Origin of the sequence: Olleya sp. ITB9 (genome assembly GCF_001315805.1) — a bacterium.
GTDB classification, from domain to species: Bacteria; Bacteroidota; Bacteroidia; order Flavobacteriales; family Flavobacteriaceae; genus Olleya; species Olleya sediminilitoris.
This window is the reverse complement of the sequence record NZ_BCBW01000026.1, coordinates 15,943-31,210: the sequence shown is the minus strand read 5'-3', so window position 1 is coordinate 31,210 and position 15,268 is coordinate 15,943. Positions and strand designations below refer to the sequence as shown.

At 30.9% G+C, this 15,268-nt stretch carries 16 protein-coding genes and 5 tRNA genes; 20 read left to right on the top strand and 1 reads right to left on the bottom strand.

Annotated elements, in window-relative coordinates; all coding sequences use genetic code 11:
- Positions 1-12: 12 nt before the first annotated feature.
- Positions 13-378, bottom strand: coding sequence for a hypothetical protein (locus tag ITB9_RS07600; protein ID WP_148638406.1), 366 nt, complete (start codon positions 376-378; stop codon positions 13-15).
- A gap of 207 nt (positions 379-585) precedes the next feature.
- Between ITB9_RS07600 and ITB9_RS07595 the strand changes: the two genes are divergently transcribed.
- The 20 genes from ITB9_RS07595 (at position 586) to rplK (ending at position 15,261) form a co-directional block, all read left to right on the top strand.
- Positions 586-1,860 carry a DUF2851 family protein gene (locus tag ITB9_RS07595; RefSeq protein WP_054851750.1) on the top strand — a complete coding sequence of 425 codons (1,275 nt, stop codon included), beginning with the start codon at positions 586-588 and terminating at the stop codon, positions 1,858-1,860.
- Positions 1,861-1,872: 12 nt separating this feature from the next.
- A complete protein-coding gene (locus tag ITB9_RS07590) occupies positions 1,873-2,100 on the top strand; it encodes a PspC domain-containing protein (RefSeq protein ID WP_028290310.1) in 228 nt (75 codons plus the stop codon).
- A 6-nt stretch (positions 2,101-2,106) separates the two neighbouring features.
- Positions 2,107-3,132 (top strand): TrkA family potassium uptake protein, encoded by a 1,026-nt coding sequence (locus ITB9_RS07585; protein ID WP_054851749.1) that lies wholly within the window; start codon positions 2,107-2,109, stop codon positions 3,130-3,132.
- A gap of 89 nt (positions 3,133-3,221) precedes the next feature.
- The gene (locus ITB9_RS07580) at positions 3,222-4,838 is read left to right on the top strand and encodes a sodium:alanine symporter family protein (RefSeq protein ID WP_028290308.1); all 1,617 of its coding nucleotides are present in this window, start codon (positions 3,222-3,224) and stop codon (positions 4,836-4,838) included.
- A 17-nt stretch (positions 4,839-4,855) separates the two neighbouring features.
- On the top strand, positions 4,856-5,743 hold the full coding sequence (locus tag ITB9_RS07575) for a helix-hairpin-helix domain-containing protein (protein WP_054851748.1): 888 nt from the start codon (positions 4,856-4,858) through the stop codon (positions 5,741-5,743).
- Between the two features lie 24 nt (positions 5,744-5,767).
- A complete protein-coding gene (locus tag ITB9_RS07570) occupies positions 5,768-6,934 on the top strand; it encodes an acyl-CoA dehydrogenase family protein (protein WP_054851747.1) in 1,167 nt (388 codons plus the stop codon).
- Between the two features lie 463 nt (positions 6,935-7,397).
- On the top strand, positions 7,398-8,828 hold the full coding sequence (locus tag ITB9_RS07565; protein WP_054851746.1) for a carboxypeptidase-like regulatory domain-containing protein: 1,431 nt from the start codon (positions 7,398-7,400) through the stop codon (positions 8,826-8,828).
- 169 nt (positions 8,829-8,997) lie between these two features.
- A complete protein-coding gene (locus ITB9_RS07560) occupies positions 8,998-10,371 on the top strand; it encodes an alpha-amylase (RefSeq protein ID WP_054851745.1) in 1,374 nt (457 codons plus the stop codon).
- A gap of 93 nt (positions 10,372-10,464) precedes the next feature.
- Positions 10,465-10,659, top strand: coding sequence for a 30S ribosomal protein S21 (gene rpsU / locus ITB9_RS07555; RefSeq protein WP_028290303.1), 195 nt, complete (start codon positions 10,465-10,467; stop codon positions 10,657-10,659).
- A 114-nt stretch (positions 10,660-10,773) separates the two neighbouring features.
- A complete protein-coding gene (locus ITB9_RS07550; protein ID WP_054851744.1) occupies positions 10,774-11,664 on the top strand; it encodes a tyrosine-type recombinase/integrase in 891 nt (296 codons plus the stop codon).
- Between the two features lie 25 nt (positions 11,665-11,689).
- Positions 11,690-11,992 carry a ribosome hibernation-promoting factor, HPF/YfiA family gene (hpf, locus tag ITB9_RS07545; RefSeq protein WP_054851743.1) on the top strand — a complete coding sequence of 101 codons (303 nt, stop codon included), beginning with the start codon at positions 11,690-11,692 and terminating at the stop codon, positions 11,990-11,992.
- Positions 11,993-12,091: 99 nt separating this feature from the next.
- Positions 12,092-12,165, top strand: a tRNA-Thr gene (locus tag ITB9_RS07540).
- A gap of 76 nt (positions 12,166-12,241) precedes the next feature.
- Positions 12,242-12,323 (top strand) — tRNA-Tyr (locus tag ITB9_RS07535).
- 43 nt (positions 12,324-12,366) lie between these two features.
- Positions 12,367-12,439: transfer RNA gene (locus ITB9_RS07530), tRNA-Gly, on the top strand.
- Between the two features lie 11 nt (positions 12,440-12,450).
- Positions 12,451-12,522 (top strand) — tRNA-Thr (locus ITB9_RS07525).
- Positions 12,523-12,588: 66 nt separating this feature from the next.
- The gene (tuf, locus tag ITB9_RS07520; RefSeq protein WP_028606821.1) at positions 12,589-13,776 is read left to right on the top strand and encodes an elongation factor Tu; all 1,188 of its coding nucleotides are present in this window, start codon (positions 12,589-12,591) and stop codon (positions 13,774-13,776) included.
- Between the two features lie 62 nt (positions 13,777-13,838).
- Positions 13,839-13,911: transfer RNA gene (locus tag ITB9_RS07515), tRNA-Trp, on the top strand.
- A gap of 81 nt (positions 13,912-13,992) precedes the next feature.
- Positions 13,993-14,190, top strand: a complete 198-nt coding sequence (gene secE, locus ITB9_RS07510; RefSeq protein WP_028290299.1) for a preprotein translocase subunit SecE — start codon at positions 13,993-13,995, stop codon at positions 14,188-14,190.
- A 6-nt stretch (positions 14,191-14,196) separates the two neighbouring features.
- Positions 14,197-14,751 (top strand): transcription termination/antitermination protein NusG, encoded by a 555-nt coding sequence (gene nusG, locus ITB9_RS07505; protein ID WP_028290298.1) that lies wholly within the window; start codon positions 14,197-14,199, stop codon positions 14,749-14,751.
- A 69-nt stretch (positions 14,752-14,820) separates the two neighbouring features.
- Positions 14,821-15,261: a 50S ribosomal protein L11 gene (gene rplK / locus ITB9_RS07500; protein WP_028290297.1), complete on the top strand. Its 441-nt coding sequence runs from the start codon at positions 14,821-14,823 to the stop codon at positions 15,259-15,261.
- Positions 15,262-15,268: the final 7 nt, after the last annotated feature.

The window sequence follows — 15,268 nt, the reverse complement described above, 5'->3', positions numbered from 1 at the left end:
TTTTTTATTTAACTACTTAATAATTTTCATTGTAATGGATCCAGAGGTGTTATTATATTTATCAGATATAATTATTATTTTATAGCCATCTAGCTTTATAGTGTATAGATTGTCTTGTTTTATTTCAGAACGATAAAAACTGAATTGTTTTTCAATGTCATCAAATGTTATTTTTAACGTGTATTGTATATCAGAGTGATATTTACGGTTTTTATCTTCAGGAGGTGCATCATACCACCATTCTTCAATTAAATCCGTTAATTCAATAGTTATAAATTCATTTTGATAACCAACATTAGTAATAGTATTGTTTTTAATAGTAAAAGTTTCTCCAAAAACGATATCAAAATTGTCTTGAGCAAACATACTAATTTGCATAAATAGTGAAATTATAAATAAATAATGTTTTTTGGTTAAATGCATATTAGTATAAATATAGTGTTAATAAATATTAGTCTAATTTAATCAATTAAATGGTTATGAATAATTAATGTTATTAAATCAATTTCTGCAATTGTAAAAGGTTTTTTCTTACAAATTATTCTGCTAATTTGTAAATATCAATCACTAGTCTTACATTTAAACATGCAAGAAGATTTTTTACATTATCTCTGGAAGTTTAAAAAGTTTGATACTCAAAACTTAAAAACTACTAATAATGAAGCCTTATTAATTAATTCAATAGGTGCGCATAACCAGCATTCTGGACCTGATTTTTTTAACGGTCAAATTACTATTGATAATCAGCTTTGGGCAGGGAATATAGAGATACACATTAAATCTAGCGATTGGTTTGTACATAATCATGAAGTAGATCCTAATTATGACAACGTAATATTACATGTCGTTTGGGAGCATGATACAGAAGTATTCCGTAAAAATAACACTCTAATACCAACCATCCAACTTAGGGACTATGTCTCAGTAAGAGCATTAAATAATTATTATAAATTATTTAATAAAAATCAAACCTGGATTAATTGCGAAAATACTATCCCAAAAGTAGATTCTTTTAAAGTTAATAATTGGTTAGAACGCTTGTTTTTTGAACGTTTAGAACGTAAGTCAAAAGATATTGAAGTCTTACTGAAAACATCTAACAATAATTTTGAAGCAGTATTGTTTAAATTACTTGCTAAAAACTTTGGATTAAAAGTCAATAGTGATGCGTTTTTAAGTTTAGCAAATAGTATTGATTTTTCAATAGTCAGAAAGCAACAAAATAATTTACAAAGTTTAGAGGCTTTATTTTTTGGCCAAGCTAATATGTTGGACAAAGATGTTCAAGAGGCATATTATATAAACCTTCAAAAAGATTATGCGTTTTTAAAGCAAAAATTTGGGTTAGATAATAAAGGTGTCATTCCGTTTCAGTTTTTTAGATTACGTCCACCAAATTTTCCAACCATTAGATTGTCACAATTAGCAAATCTGTATCATGTGCATCAAAATTTGTTTTCAAAAGTCATAGCATTAGATACTTTAACCGATATTTATAAACTATTCTCTGTGTCAACATCAACTTTTTGGGAAGATCATTACACATTTGATAAAGTTTCAAAAACTAGTAAAAAGAAAATCACCAAAAGTTTTATAGACTTACTGTTAATAAATACAATCATTCCGCTTAAATTCTCTTATGCAAAGCAACAAGGTAAAGCTATTGACGATATAATTATTAAGCTTATAGAGCAATTAAAGCCAGAAAAAAACAGCATTGTAGATAAGTTTAAAGTTTTAAAAGTAAAATCAGAATCTGCATTACAAAGTCAGGCTTTAATTCAACTTAAAAATAATTATTGTGACAAAAATATGTGCTTAAAATGTGTAATTGGTAATTCTATACTAACGCAAAATTAATTATCTTGCAGTATGCAATTTTTATACAAACCAATACATTATTTTCAAAAACGTGGGTATCATGTTTGTCAACGTATTGCAGATCGTTTAGGTATAAGAGCCAAAGTAGTACGTACTAGTTTTATGTATTTGACGTTTGCAACCTTAGGTTTTGGCTTTGCATTATATTTGTTTTTAGCCTTTTGGATGCGCATTAAAGATATTATTTACACAAAACGATCTTCAGTTTTTGATCTTTAAAACCATATGACCAATCCTTTAATTACTTTATATAGATCTAAAATTTATACAGCTATTTCACTACTATTACTACTTTTATTAGTTGGTGTTTTAGGGTTTAGAATGATGTCTAATTACAGTTGGGTAGACGCTTTGTATATGACTGTAATTACAATTACAACCGTTGGTTTTGGAGAAGTACAACCTTTAGATGATGTCGCAAAAATCTTTACGATATTTTTAATATTAAATAGTGTTGTAATTTTAGGTTATGCACTATCTGTTATTACCGAATTTATTTTAAGTAAAAGTAACCTTGAAGAATTAAAACAAAAGAAAATGCAGAAAAAAATTGATGCACTTAACAATCATATCATAATTTGTGGTTATGGTCGAAACGGAAAGCAAGCAGCTACCAAATTGTTAGCTCACAAAAGACCTTTTGTTATTATTGAAAAAAATAAAGAAACTATTGAAAAATTTGAAGACGATAACACTCCATTTATATTAGGTAACGCTAATGAAGATGAAATTTTACTACAAGCAGGTATTGAAAGAGCTAGTACTTTGATTTCTGCATTGCCAAATGACGCAGACAACTTATTTGTTGTGTTATCTGCAAGGCAAATGAAAAAAAATCTAAGAATTATTAGTCGTGCTTCTCAAGAAACATCTTATAATAAATTAAAATTAGCTGGAGCTAACAATGTAATTTTACCAGACAGAATTGGTGGTGACCATATGGCATCCCTAGTAGTGGTTCCAGACTTAATAGAGTTTATAGATAATTTAGCTATTGTTGGAGAAGCTAACATTAATATAGAGGAAGTTCAGGTTGAAAAATTGTATAATCCCGATTCAGGTATTAAAACAATAAAAGATTTAGACTTACGTCACAAAACAGGTTGCACTGTTATTGGTTTTAAAAATGGTCATGGCGAATATATTGTAAACCCAGAAGCCGAACTCAAGTTAGTACCCAACTCAAAAGTTATTGTACTTGGTAGGCCAGAACAAATTCAGAAATTAAATACTATTTTTAGTTTAGATTAAATAGGTATTTAACAGCTTTTCTTTTAAAAATTCATCATTTTTTTGCATCTTGCTAATCTTAATTCAAAATTAACTAACAAATATTTATTATGAAGAAATATCTTCTCTCGATTTTTACATTAATATTACCAATACTAACTTTTGCGCAAAGTAGTACTGCAGACCAAATTGATGCTGCATTTAAAAAGTATACAGGCTGGTTTGTTGAAGGCATTTTTTCGGAAATTCCATTTACCGATACAATCAAAATTCCTTGGGTATTATTAGTGTTAATTGGAGGTGCACTTTTTTTTACTATATACTTTAAGTTTATCAATTTTACTGGATTTAGAACAGCGATTAAAGTAGTGCAAGGTAAATACGAAGATATTGAAAAACATGGTGTAGATTCACTTTATGGAGATCAAACTCCAGGAGGAGATGTAATCGAAACCATGAAAAAAGAAGGAGCTGACGGAGAGGTGTCTCACTTTCAGGCATTAACCGCAGCTTTGTCGGCAACTGTAGGTTTAGGTAATATTGCAGGTGTTGCAGTAGCCTTATCAATTGGTGGTCCAGGAGCAACATTTTGGATGATTATAGCAGGATTATTAGGTATGGCATCTAAGTTTGCAGAATGTACTTTAGGTGTTAAATATAGAGATGTAGGTGAAGACGGAACTGTTTATGGTGGTCCAATGTATTATTTGACTAAAGGTTTAAAAGAAAAAGGAGCTGGAGGAATAGGTAAAGTACTAGCTGTACTTTTTGCAATTTTTGTTGTTGGTGGATCTTTTGGAGGTGGTAACATGTTTCAAGCTAACCAAGCAGCAGCACAATTTACTAAGTTATTTGATCTAACAGGAGAAAATGCAGGAATGTATTTTGGTATTGTTATGGCTGTTTTAGTTGCTATTGTAATAATAGGAGGTATCAAACGTATTGCTTCTGTTACAGAAAAAGTAGTACCATTTATGGCAGGTATTTATGTATTGGCTGCTTTAATTATATTATTTGCTAATTTTACTTTAATTGATGATGCTTTCGCAGCTATTTTTAATGGTGCATTTACACCTTTAGCTGGTTTAGGAGGTATTATTGGAGTTATGATACAAGGTGTAAGACGTGGAGCTTTCTCTAACGAAGCTGGTGTTGGTTCTGCTGCAATTGCTCACTCAGCAGTACGTACTAAGTATCCTGCTAGTGAAGGTATTGTAGCTTTATTAGAACCATTCGTAGATACTGTTGTAATTTGTACTATGACTGCTTTAGTAATTGTAATTACTAACTTTGATGGTGGATTCATGGAATATGGTGTAGAGATTAAAGAAGGTGTAGAAATTACAGCAACTGCTTTTGATAGTGTTATTCCTCATTTCTCAATTGTATTGACTATTGCAGTAATATTATTTGCTTTTAGTACAATGATTTCTTGGTCATACTATGGTATGCAAGGTTGGGTATTCTTATTTGGAAAAGGAAAAATCACAGATTTAGTATATAAAATATTATTCTTATTTTTCGTAGTAGTTGGAGCATCTATAAGTTTAGGAGCTGTTATTGATTTCTCAGACGCAATGATATTTGCAATGGTTGTACCAAACATTATTGGTGTGGTTATGTTATCACCAATAATTAAAAAGGAATTAACTAAATATATGAATGCCATCAATAAAAAAGAAGACGCTATTGAAGATGGAGCAACAGATTTAGTTGATGAGATGTAAGATTAAAAACATTTAAAATGAATATCAAATCCCACTTCAAGTTTTCAAGACAACAACGAAGTGGGATTTTTTTATTACTACTACTTATTATATCAATACAAATATTTTATCATTTTGTGTTACCAAAATTAATGGATAATAATCCAGAGTTTAATACAAAAGATAGTACCATAAGTACATTTATAGATCAAATAGATTCTTTAAAAGCAGTCGAGTTAGAAAAACGAAAACCTAAAATTTATCCTTTTAACCCTAACTTTATTTCAGATCATAAAGGGTATGCATTAGGTATGACTAATCAAGAAATTGACCGTCTGTTAGCCTTCAGAAAACAAAATAAGTGGATTAATTCTGTAAATCAGTTTCAATCCGTAACAAAGGTTTCAGATTCGTTATTAGCAAAAATATCACCTTACTTTAAATTTCCAGATTGGGTAACTAATCCAAAGCCTAAACAAAACAATTTTAGTCAATCATTTTCTAATTTACCAAAAACTGAAAGTCAAAAGTTAGATTTAAATTCAGCTACAGCTGAACAATTACAAAAAGTATATGGTATAGGTCCATCCTATTCACAACGAATTATAAAATACAGACATAAAATAAACGGGTTTCATAGTTTTATAGAGTTGCAAGAAGTGTATGGATTAACACTAGAAGTAATTCAAAATATTAAAAATAATTTTACCATAAAAACACCAAGAGTAATAACCAAAATTGATTTAAATAAAGCTACTAAAGATCAATTGGTAACTATTAAGTATATCGATTATGAAGTAGCCCATAACATAATTGAAGAACGTACCTTGCGTGATGGGTTTAAATCCATTGACGAATTAACAAAAGTTAACGGTTTTCCTGTTAATAAAATACAGATAATTAAGTTATCTTTACGTCTAGATTAAGACTTAACAATAACACAACGTATTATGGGAAATATGTACTTCAGTGAAGAGCATAATTTATTTAGAGAAAGTTTACGCGATTTTTTAACAAAAGAAGTCGTGCCTCACATAGATAAATGGGAGAAAACAGGTCAAATTGAACGCTTTATTTGGAAAAAAGTTGGAGATATGGGTTTTTTCGGAATCAGTTATCCTGAACAGTATGGAGGATTAGATTTGGATATTTTCTATATGGTAATTTTACTTGAAGAATTACAAAAAATAAACTCTGCTGGTTTTGCTGCTGCAATGTGGGCACATGCATACTTAGCAATGACACATCTAAAAGCTGAAGGTAGTGAAGCAATAAAGCAAAAATATCTAACTGCAAGTATCGCTGGAGACATGATTGGATGTTTATGTATTACAGAGCCTTTTGGTGGTAGTGATGTTGCAGGTATGAGATCTACAGCTGTAAAAAAAGGAGATACCTATGTAATTAATGGTTCTAAAACGTTTATTACAAACGGTGTGTATAGTGATTATCTTGTAGTAGCTGCTAAAACTAACCCAGAATTAGGTAATAAAGGAATCAGTATTTTCTTAGTAGATAGAGATACACCTGGTGTGTCTGCAACCAAACTTGATAAATTAGGTTGGAGAGCATCAGATACTGGTGAAATAGCATTTGATAATGTAACTATTCCTGCGTCTAATTTAATGGGAGAAATAAATAAAGGATTTGCATACATTATGCAACACTTTGCTTCAGAAAGATTAATAATGGGTGTAAATGCCCATGCTAGAGCAGAATTTGCTATTGATTACACTATGAAGTATATGTCAGAGCGTACAGCTTTTGGAAAAACTATAGATCGTTTTCAAGCATTAAGACATCGTCTAGCAGATCATATAACTGATGTGCAAATATGTAAAACGTTTAACTATACAGTTGCAGATAGATTAGGTAAAGGAGAATATGTTGTTAAAGAAGCAACAATGTCTAAGTTAAAGTCTACTAAAGTAGCAGATGACGCTATTTATGACTGTCTTCAGTTTTTAGGAGGTTATGGATACATGGAAGAATATCCATTGGCACGACTATTGCGTGATAGTAGACTAGGACCAATAGGTGGTGGTACCTCTGAAATTTTAAGAGAAATTATCGCTAAAATGGTAATAGATGGAAAGGACTATAAGCCAGCTACATAATATAAAGGTTGCTGTTTTAGCGAAAATTAGTCTTTTAATTATCGCTAAAATGGTAATAGATGGAAAGGACTATAAGCCAGCTACATAATATAAAGGTTGCTGTTTTAGCGAAAATTAGTCTTTTAATTATCGCTAAAATGGTAATATATGGAAAGGACTATAAGCCAGCTACATAATATAAAGGTTGCTGTTTTAGCGAAAATTAGTCTTTTAATTATCGCTAAAATGGTAATAGATGGTAAAGACTATAAGCCAGCTACATAATCTAAAGGTTACTATTTTAGCGAAAATTAGTCTTTTAATTATCGCTAAAATGGTAATAGATGGTAAAGATTATAAGCCAGCTACATAATATAATGGTTACTGTTTTAGCGGAAATTAGTTTTTTAATTATCGCTAAAATGGTAATATTGTTTTAGATTTTAGACAAGCTACATAAACTTATAAATACAATTATTTTAAAATGAAATTTTTAAACATTAAACCAACAGTAATTATAATATTGTTACTGTTTGGATGCTTCTCTTTTGGTCAAACCGAATTAAAAAATAAGGTCGTTGACTTTATGACGATGATGCCAATTGAAAATGCAAGTGTTTATGTACAAAATACAACCATAGGAACAATAACAAATGCCGATGGTAAATTTGTGTTGTTAGTTCCTAAAGAGTTTGAAAACGACTCCATAGTTGTGTCATCAATTGGATTTAAAAGTTTTAAAACTACTGTCGATCAATTTGATAATGATTTTGATATTTTGCTTGAAGAAGATGTCGCGTCTTTAGACGAAATTTTGATAGTTGCAGAAAACAGACCTAAAACAGGTAATGATATTGTACTTCGTGCTTTAGAAAAATTACAAGATAATTTGCCAGAACAACCATATTTACAGAAAGGATTTTTAAGACATAAAGAGCGGAATAAAAAACAGTTTAAGTGGTTAGTTGAAAGTGCAATCACTTTATATGATGACTCCAGTTATGTGTCTGGAGGAAAAGACAATATTAAAATTAATGTTGATCAAGTCAGAAAAAGTTATGACCAACGTGATGTTGATAGTTTGTTTTCGTATTCAACTTACCTAAAATATAATGCTAACGTAAACTTAAGACCAAAAAATTTACGACGTGATACTATTAAAAAAGAATCATTAATAAAATCCATTAAATGGAATGATACGCGTGTTAATGGTTTAGAAAATTTATTTAAAGGAAAACTTAACCTTGTTCGTAATTCAAAAAGCCCTAATGCATTATTTGGTGACAATATTTTAAAAACACATCAATTTAAGTTAGATACTATTCTAGTAGACAACGAAAGAAAAATTTACAAGATTCAAATCAATAAAAGTGAAGATTTTGTAGGTTTAAATACAAAAGGCATTTATAACGAAGGTTATATTGCTGGTGGTTGGATTTATATTTATTGGGATAATTTTGCTGTTAAAAAAATTGAATACCAACTTAAAGCAGGATCTAAAGCTCAAAAAAGTAGAAGTAAAACGTTATTTGATACTCAAATTAATCACAAATTAGTGATCTCTTATACAGAGTATCAAGATAGGATGTATCCTAACTATATTTACTATGAGACTCCTAAATTAGTAAACGTAGGTTATAAACCAACAGGTAAAATTAATAAAGAAGAAGAAGCGCAGTTTAATAAAGAAGAACGTTTTTATTATACAGTACAAGAGATTTTATTTACAGAAATTATTCAAGATCAAGAAAAAGTCGAAACAGCATTACAACAAGATTGGGATCCTGATATTTTTTCAGTTAAACCATATAACAAACAGTTTTGGGATAACTACAACACTTTATTAGAAAGTGAAGAAGATGAAAAATTAATTAATGATCTAACCAAAAGATCATCTTTATATAAGAAAGAGTAAATATTTCAAAAGTATAATAAAATCAAAACAAGCGTGTGATTTTGTGTTTTTGATAAAATTACATGTTTTTTTTAATTATTTGTCAACACGAAAACGTTTTCGTGAAATAAAACGTTTTGTTTTTGATGTGTAATGGATTAGTTTTAGGTATAATCTAATCCCAAATAACATGAAAAAACTAAAATTAATAATTCTGTACGTCTCGATAGTCTTTACTTACAGTTGTAGTAATGATGACGTACTTACAGATTCTGTAAAAGAAAAATCCGTAAACAATACTAGTAGTCAAAGAGCAGGTTTAAAACCCATTGGCTCAGGTGTAATGATGCAAGCTTTTTATTGGGACGTTCCAGCTGGAGGTAATTGGTGGAATACAGTAAAAGCAAAAGTTCAAGATTGGAGTAATGCAGGTATTGACGCTATTTGGTTACCACCTGTATCAAAAGCACAAAATGGTCCATTTTCTATGGGTTATGATCCTTTTGATTATTACGATTTTGGTGAATATGACCAAATGGGAAGTGTTGAAACTAGATTTGGTTCTAAAACAGAACTCGTGTCATTAATAGATTTAGCACACCAAAGTGGACTAAGTGTTATTGCTGATATAGTGATTAATCACAATAGTGGAGGTAATAGCGAAGCAAATCCATATACAGGTGGAAGCACATGGACAGATTTTAATCCACTTTCTGGTAAATTTTACAGATCCGCAACAGATTTTCATCCTAATAATGCACATTCAAACGATTCTGGTGTATTTGGAGGCTTTCCTGATTTGTGTCATAATCAAACCTATGTACAAGATTGGTTATGGAAAAATTCAAATAGTGTCGCTAAATATTACAGAGATGTTATAGGTTTTGATGGTTGGCGTTTTGATTATGTTAAAGGTTTCGAGCCATGGGTAGTTAAGGCTTGGAAAGATGAAGTTGGCGGTTTTTCAGTTGGAGAATATTGGGACAGCAATGTTTCGACATTAGATTGGTGGACAAGTTCTGCAAATGCAAGTGCTTTTGATTTTGCTTGTTATTATAAAATGAAAGATGCTTTTATGGGAAATAATTTAAATGCATTAAATGATAATATGCTTTGGAAACAAAATGCATCTAAAGCAATGACATTTGTTACAAACCATGATACTGACGAGATTATAAATAATAAGATTTTAGCCTATGCTTATATTTTAACACATGAAGGCTATCCAACAATATTCTATAAGGATTATGAAGAGTGGTTAAATAAAGCAAGTCTAAATAACTTAATTTGGATTCATAATAATTTAGCTAGTGGAAGTACTTCTATTTTACATGTAGATAACGATGAATACATCGCTAAACGTAATGGTAATAATTCATCAGGTTTAATCGTTTATATTAATAATTCTGATACTTGGCAAGAAAGATGGGTAGAAACTAATTGGTCAAGTACTACAATAAAAGATTATACGGGACATTCAAGTTGGCAACCAGTAACACAATCTGGTAAGTGGGTTAAAATTCAAGCACCTCCTAAAAGTTATTCTGTTTGGTCAACATTGTAAGTCGTTAAGTTATTTTAAAAATAAAATTGAGAATTTTAAATTAGTTCTTATATTTGCACCTCAAAATTTTAAAAGAGAGGAGGTTAAGACACCATGTTAGTAATACCAATTAAACAAGGAGAAAATATAGAAAGAGCTTTAAAACGCTACAAACGTAAGTTTGATAAAACTGGTACTAGACGAGCTTTACAAGGTCGTAAGCAGTTTTTAAAACCTTCAGTACAAAACAGAGCTAAAGTGCAAAAAGCGCAATACGTTCAATTATTAAGAGATCAAGAAGCAGTATAACTTCTCAGGCATTATAATAATTAAAATCCCACTTTATTTTTAGTGGGATTTTTTCGTTTTACTTGTAGTCAATCACAAAACACTATATTTATAAATATAAAATAGTCTCAATCAATGTTAATTAATGCTTTTATAGACTACTTATTGCTTGAAAAAAAATATTCCAAGCTAACGGTCAATGCTTATAATAAAGATATTCAGTCTTTTTTACTTTTTTTAGAGGAACAAGATGCTTTAAACTCTATTACAGAAGTTAATTATGCACAAATCAGAACGTGGATTATTAATTTAGTAGAAAGTGGCTTAACTAATAGAAGCATAAATAGAAAAGTGTCTGCATTAAATAGTTTTTATAAATTTCTGCTAAAAATAGAAGAAGTAAAAGTTAATCCGCTTTCAAAACATAAAGCATTAAAAACAAGTAAAAAACTTCAAATACCATTTTCTGAAAAAGAAATCGAAACAGTTTTAGATAAAATTAATTTGGCTTCAGGATTTGAAGGCTTAAGAAATAAATTAATTATTGAATTGTTTTATTCAACAGGAATAAGACGTATTGAGTTAATAAATATTAAATTAAGTGATGTAGATTTAGAAAATAAAACCATCAAAATTTTAGGTAAACGAAACAAAGAAAGGTTAATTCCACTATTAAATTCTGTAATTAACAGTATTCAAAAGTATCTTGAAGTTAGAAAAAAACTAGAATTAATAGATGATGATCAATATTTATTTCTAACCAAAAAAGGAGTTAAAATATACGAAACACTTGTTTACAGGATTATAAATGATTATTTTAGTATAGCCTCAAGTAAGGTGAAAAAAAGTCCACACATACTTAGACATTCATTTGCAACACATCTATTAAATCAAGGAGCAGAGCTAAATGCAGTTAAAGAGTTATTAGGGCATTCAAGTTTAGCAGCAACACAAGTCTATACACACAATAGTATAGAGCAATTAAAAAAAGTCTACGCTAAAAGCCATCCAAGAAGTAAAAAATAAATGTTTAACCACAAAAAAGTAAATTATGAAGGTAAACACACAAGCAATCAATTTTAATGCAGAACCTCAGTTATTAGAGTTTATTCAAAAAAAAATGAATAAGCTAGAATTGTATTATGATAAAGTCATTCAGTCTGAAGTATATCTTAAAGTTGAAAAAAGAAGTAACAAGCTTAATAAAATCTTTGAAGCTAAGATAAATATACCAGGAGATAGTTTAGTAGTTAAAAAACAATGTAAGTCTTTTGAAGAGGGTACAGGCATAGCAATTGCTTCACTTCAACGTCAATTAAAAAAGCGAAAAGAAAAAATTAGAGAAAATTTTTAAAATATTTTAAAAAAATGTTTTGAATAATTAAATAAATATTTACATTTGCAGTCCGTTAGAAATAGCGGGCTTTTTTTAGAAGTAAAAATAGCAAAAAAAGCCGATGTAGCTCAGCTGGCTAGAGCAGCTGATTTGTAATCAGCAGGTCGTGGGTTCGAGTCCCTCCATCGGCTCAAAAAAATAAGGTTAAAATAAAAAAAATGTTTTAATTTTGTTTAAGTTCTTTAATAGAGTGATAAGTTTAAAATAGGGGAGATACTCAAGCGGCCAACGAGGGCAGACTGTAAATCTGCTGACTACGTCTTCGCAGGTTCGAATCCTGCTCTCCCCACTTTTTTTAAAAGTGATTTTAAACAAAAGGATTTTAAATAATTGCGAGAGTAGCTCAGTTGGTAGAGCGTCAGCCTTCCAAGCTGAATGTCGCCGGTTCGAACCCGGTCTCTCGCTCTAATATTTAAGCCGGTGTAGCTCAGGGGTAGAGCGTTTCCTTGGTAAGGAAGAGGTCACGGGTTCAATTCCCGTCATTGGCTCAATTTAAAGACGATAAGTAAGAATACACTAATATTATTATATAACTAAGATTAAATTATTAAAACATGGCAAAGGCAACTTTCGATCGTTCAAAACCACACTTAAATATTGGTACAATTGGACACGTAGATCACGGTAAAACAACTTTAACTGCTGCTATTACTAAAGTATTAGCTGATGCAGGTTTATCAGAAGCAAGAGATTTCGATACTATCGATAACGCTCCTGAAGAAAAAGAAAGAGGTATTACAATTAATACTTCACACGTAGAATATCAAACAGCTAATCGTCACTATGCACACGTTGACTGTCCAGGTCACGCCGATTACGTAAAAAACATGGTAACAGGTGCTGCTCAAATGGATGGTGCAATCTTAGTAGTAGCTGCGACAGATGGGCCAATGCCACAAACTCGTGAGCACATCTTATTAGGTCGTCAGGTTGGTATCCCAAGAATCGTAGTATTCTTAAACAAAGTGGATATGGTTGATGATGAAGAATTGCTTGAATTAGTAGATATGGAAGTTAGAGAATTACTTTCTTTCTATGAGTATGATGGTGATAATGGACCTGTAGTGTCAGGTTCTGCATTAGGAGCTTTAAATGGTGAGCAAAAATGGGTTGATACTGTTATGGAATTAATGGCAGCTGTTGATGCATGGATTGAAGAGCCAGTTCGTGATATGGACAAGCCTTTCTTAATGCCTATTGAAGATGTATTCTCTATTACAGGTCGTGGTACAGTAGCAACTGGACGTATCGAAACTGGTGTAGCTAATACAGGAGATCCTGTTGAGATAATTGGTATGGGAGCTGAAAAGTTAACATCTACAATTACAGGGATTGAGATGTTCCGTCAAATATTAGATAGAGGAGAAGCTGGAGATAATGCTGGTATCTTATTAAGAGGTATTGAGAAGTCTCAAATCTCAAGAGGTATGGTTATTACTAAACCAGGTTCTGTAACACCTCACGCTAAATTTAAAGCAGAGGTTTATATTCTTAAAAAAGAAGAAGGTGGACGTCACACTCCATTCCATAATAACTACCGTCCTCAGTTTTACGTACGTACAACTGATGTAACAGGAAACATTGCTTTACCTGATGGAGTAGAAATGGTTATGCCTGGAGATAACTTAACAATTACTGTTGAGCTTATTAACACAATTGCAATGAATGTTGGACTACGTTTCGCTATACGTGAAGGTGGTAGAACTGTAGGTGCAGGTCAGGTAACTGAAATTTTAGACTAAATTATAGTTTATAAAATATAAAATTAAGGCGCTTTGTTTTCAAAGTGCCTTGATTTATATTTACGGGTTTAGCTCAGTTGGTAGAGCACTGGTCTCCAAAACCAGGTGTCGGGAGTTCGAGTCTCTCAACCCGTGCAAATTAAAACAAGTTGTATTTTGCTTGTTTTGAAATAGTATAATTGTCTTCTTTCAAAAAGAAGATGTTAAATGAACAATATGGCTGGAATAGTAAATTATATAAAAGAATCATTCGGTGAGTTAAAGAATAATGTGACTTGGACACCTTGGTCAGAAGCACAAAGTTTAACAATCTTAGTGGCTGTTTTTTCAATTATTTTCTCTTTAGCAATTTGGGGAATTGATACTGTTTTTAGTAAAGTTATTAGTTTATATTTTAATCTTATAACAGGATAGGTTTTTATGGCTGAAGTTGGAGAAAAAAAATGGTACGTAGTTAGAGCTGTAAGTGGTCAAGAAAATAAAATTAAAACTTATATCGAAAACGAGATTGCTAGATTAGGTATGCAAGATTATGTTGAGCAAGTTTTAGTGCCAACAGAAAACGTTGTTCAAATTCGTAATGGTAAAAAAATCAATAAAGAAAAAGTATACTTTAGTGGTTATATCATGATTAAAGCTAATCTTACTGGTGAAGTACCTCATATAATTAGATCAATTACAAATGTAATTGGTTTTTTAGGTGCTACTAAAGGTGGTGATCCTTTACCTTTAAGACAATCTGAAGTTAACAGAATGTTAGGTAAAGTTGATGAGCTATCAGTTGATGCTGATGTAAATGTAGCTATACCATATACAAAAGGAGAAACTGTTAAAGTTATCGATGGACCTTTTAATGGTTTTGACGGAACTATTGAAAACATTAATGAAGAAAAACGTAAGTTAGAAGTAATGGTTAAGATTTTTGGAAGAAAAACACCATTAGAGTTAAGTTACATGCAAGTAGAAAAAATATAATAAGTGTTACACTAATATATGTTGGTTAAGCTTCCACTTAACTAAAAACATCAAATTAATTTATTTAAAATGGCAAAAGAACTAGGAAAAGTAGTTAAACTACAAGTTAGGGGAGGTGCAGCGAATCCTTCGCCACCGGTTGGACCCGCTCTAGGTGCTGCAGGAGTAAATATCATGGAGTTTTGTAAGCAATTTAATGCTAGAACTCAAGATAAAGCTGGTAAAGTTTTACCAGTGGTGATTTCTGTTTACAAAGACAAATCATTTGACTTTGTAATTAAGACTCCACCTGCTGCTGTACAGTTATTAGAAGCGGCCAAAGTAAAGAAAGGTTCGGGAGAACCACACGTAAAGAAAGTTGCAAAAGTTTCTTGGGATCAAATCAAAACTATTGCTGAAGACAAAATGGTAGATTTAAACGCATTTACTATAGATTCTGCAATGAAGATGATTGCTGGTACTGCAAGATCTATGGGTATAACTGTTAAAGGTGGTGATGCACCAAATTAACCTAAAA

Bases quoted from the DNA above. Each gene is read 5' to 3' on its own strand.
- ITB9_RS07600 (WP_148638406.1), bottom strand. From the start codon at position 378: ATGCAAATTAGTATGTTTGCTCAAGACAATTTTGATATCGTTTTTGGA.
- ITB9_RS07595 (WP_054851750.1), top strand. From the start codon at position 586: ATGCAAGAAGATTTTTTACATTATCTCTGGAAGTTTAAAAAGTTTGAT.
- ITB9_RS07590 (WP_028290310.1), top strand. From the start codon at position 1,873: ATGCAATTTTTATACAAACCAATACATTATTTTCAAAAACGTGGGTAT.
- ITB9_RS07585 (WP_054851749.1), top strand. From the start codon at position 2,107: ATGACCAATCCTTTAATTACTTTATATAGATCTAAAATTTATACAGCT.
- ITB9_RS07580 (WP_028290308.1), top strand. From the start codon at position 3,222: ATGAAGAAATATCTTCTCTCGATTTTTACATTAATATTACCAATACTA.
- ITB9_RS07575 (WP_054851748.1), top strand. From the start codon at position 4,856: ATGAATATCAAATCCCACTTCAAGTTTTCAAGACAACAACGAAGTGGG.
- ITB9_RS07570 (WP_054851747.1), top strand. From the start codon at position 5,768: ATGGGAAATATGTACTTCAGTGAAGAGCATAATTTATTTAGAGAAAGT.
- ITB9_RS07565 (WP_054851746.1), top strand. From the start codon at position 7,398: ATGAAATTTTTAAACATTAAACCAACAGTAATTATAATATTGTTACTG.
- ITB9_RS07560 (WP_054851745.1), top strand. From the start codon at position 8,998: ATGAAAAAACTAAAATTAATAATTCTGTACGTCTCGATAGTCTTTACT.
- rpsU (WP_028290303.1), top strand. From the start codon at position 10,465: ATGTTAGTAATACCAATTAAACAAGGAGAAAATATAGAAAGAGCTTTA.
- ITB9_RS07550 (WP_054851744.1), top strand. From the start codon at position 10,774: ATGTTAATTAATGCTTTTATAGACTACTTATTGCTTGAAAAAAAATAT.
- hpf (WP_054851743.1), top strand. From the start codon at position 11,690: ATGAAGGTAAACACACAAGCAATCAATTTTAATGCAGAACCTCAGTTA.
- tuf (WP_028606821.1), top strand. From the start codon at position 12,589: ATGGCAAAGGCAACTTTCGATCGTTCAAAACCACACTTAAATATTGGT.
- secE (WP_028290299.1), top strand. From the start codon at position 13,993: ATGGCTGGAATAGTAAATTATATAAAAGAATCATTCGGTGAGTTAAAG.
- nusG (WP_028290298.1), top strand. From the start codon at position 14,197: ATGGCTGAAGTTGGAGAAAAAAAATGGTACGTAGTTAGAGCTGTAAGT.
- rplK (WP_028290297.1), top strand. From the start codon at position 14,821: ATGGCAAAAGAACTAGGAAAAGTAGTTAAACTACAAGTTAGGGGAGGT.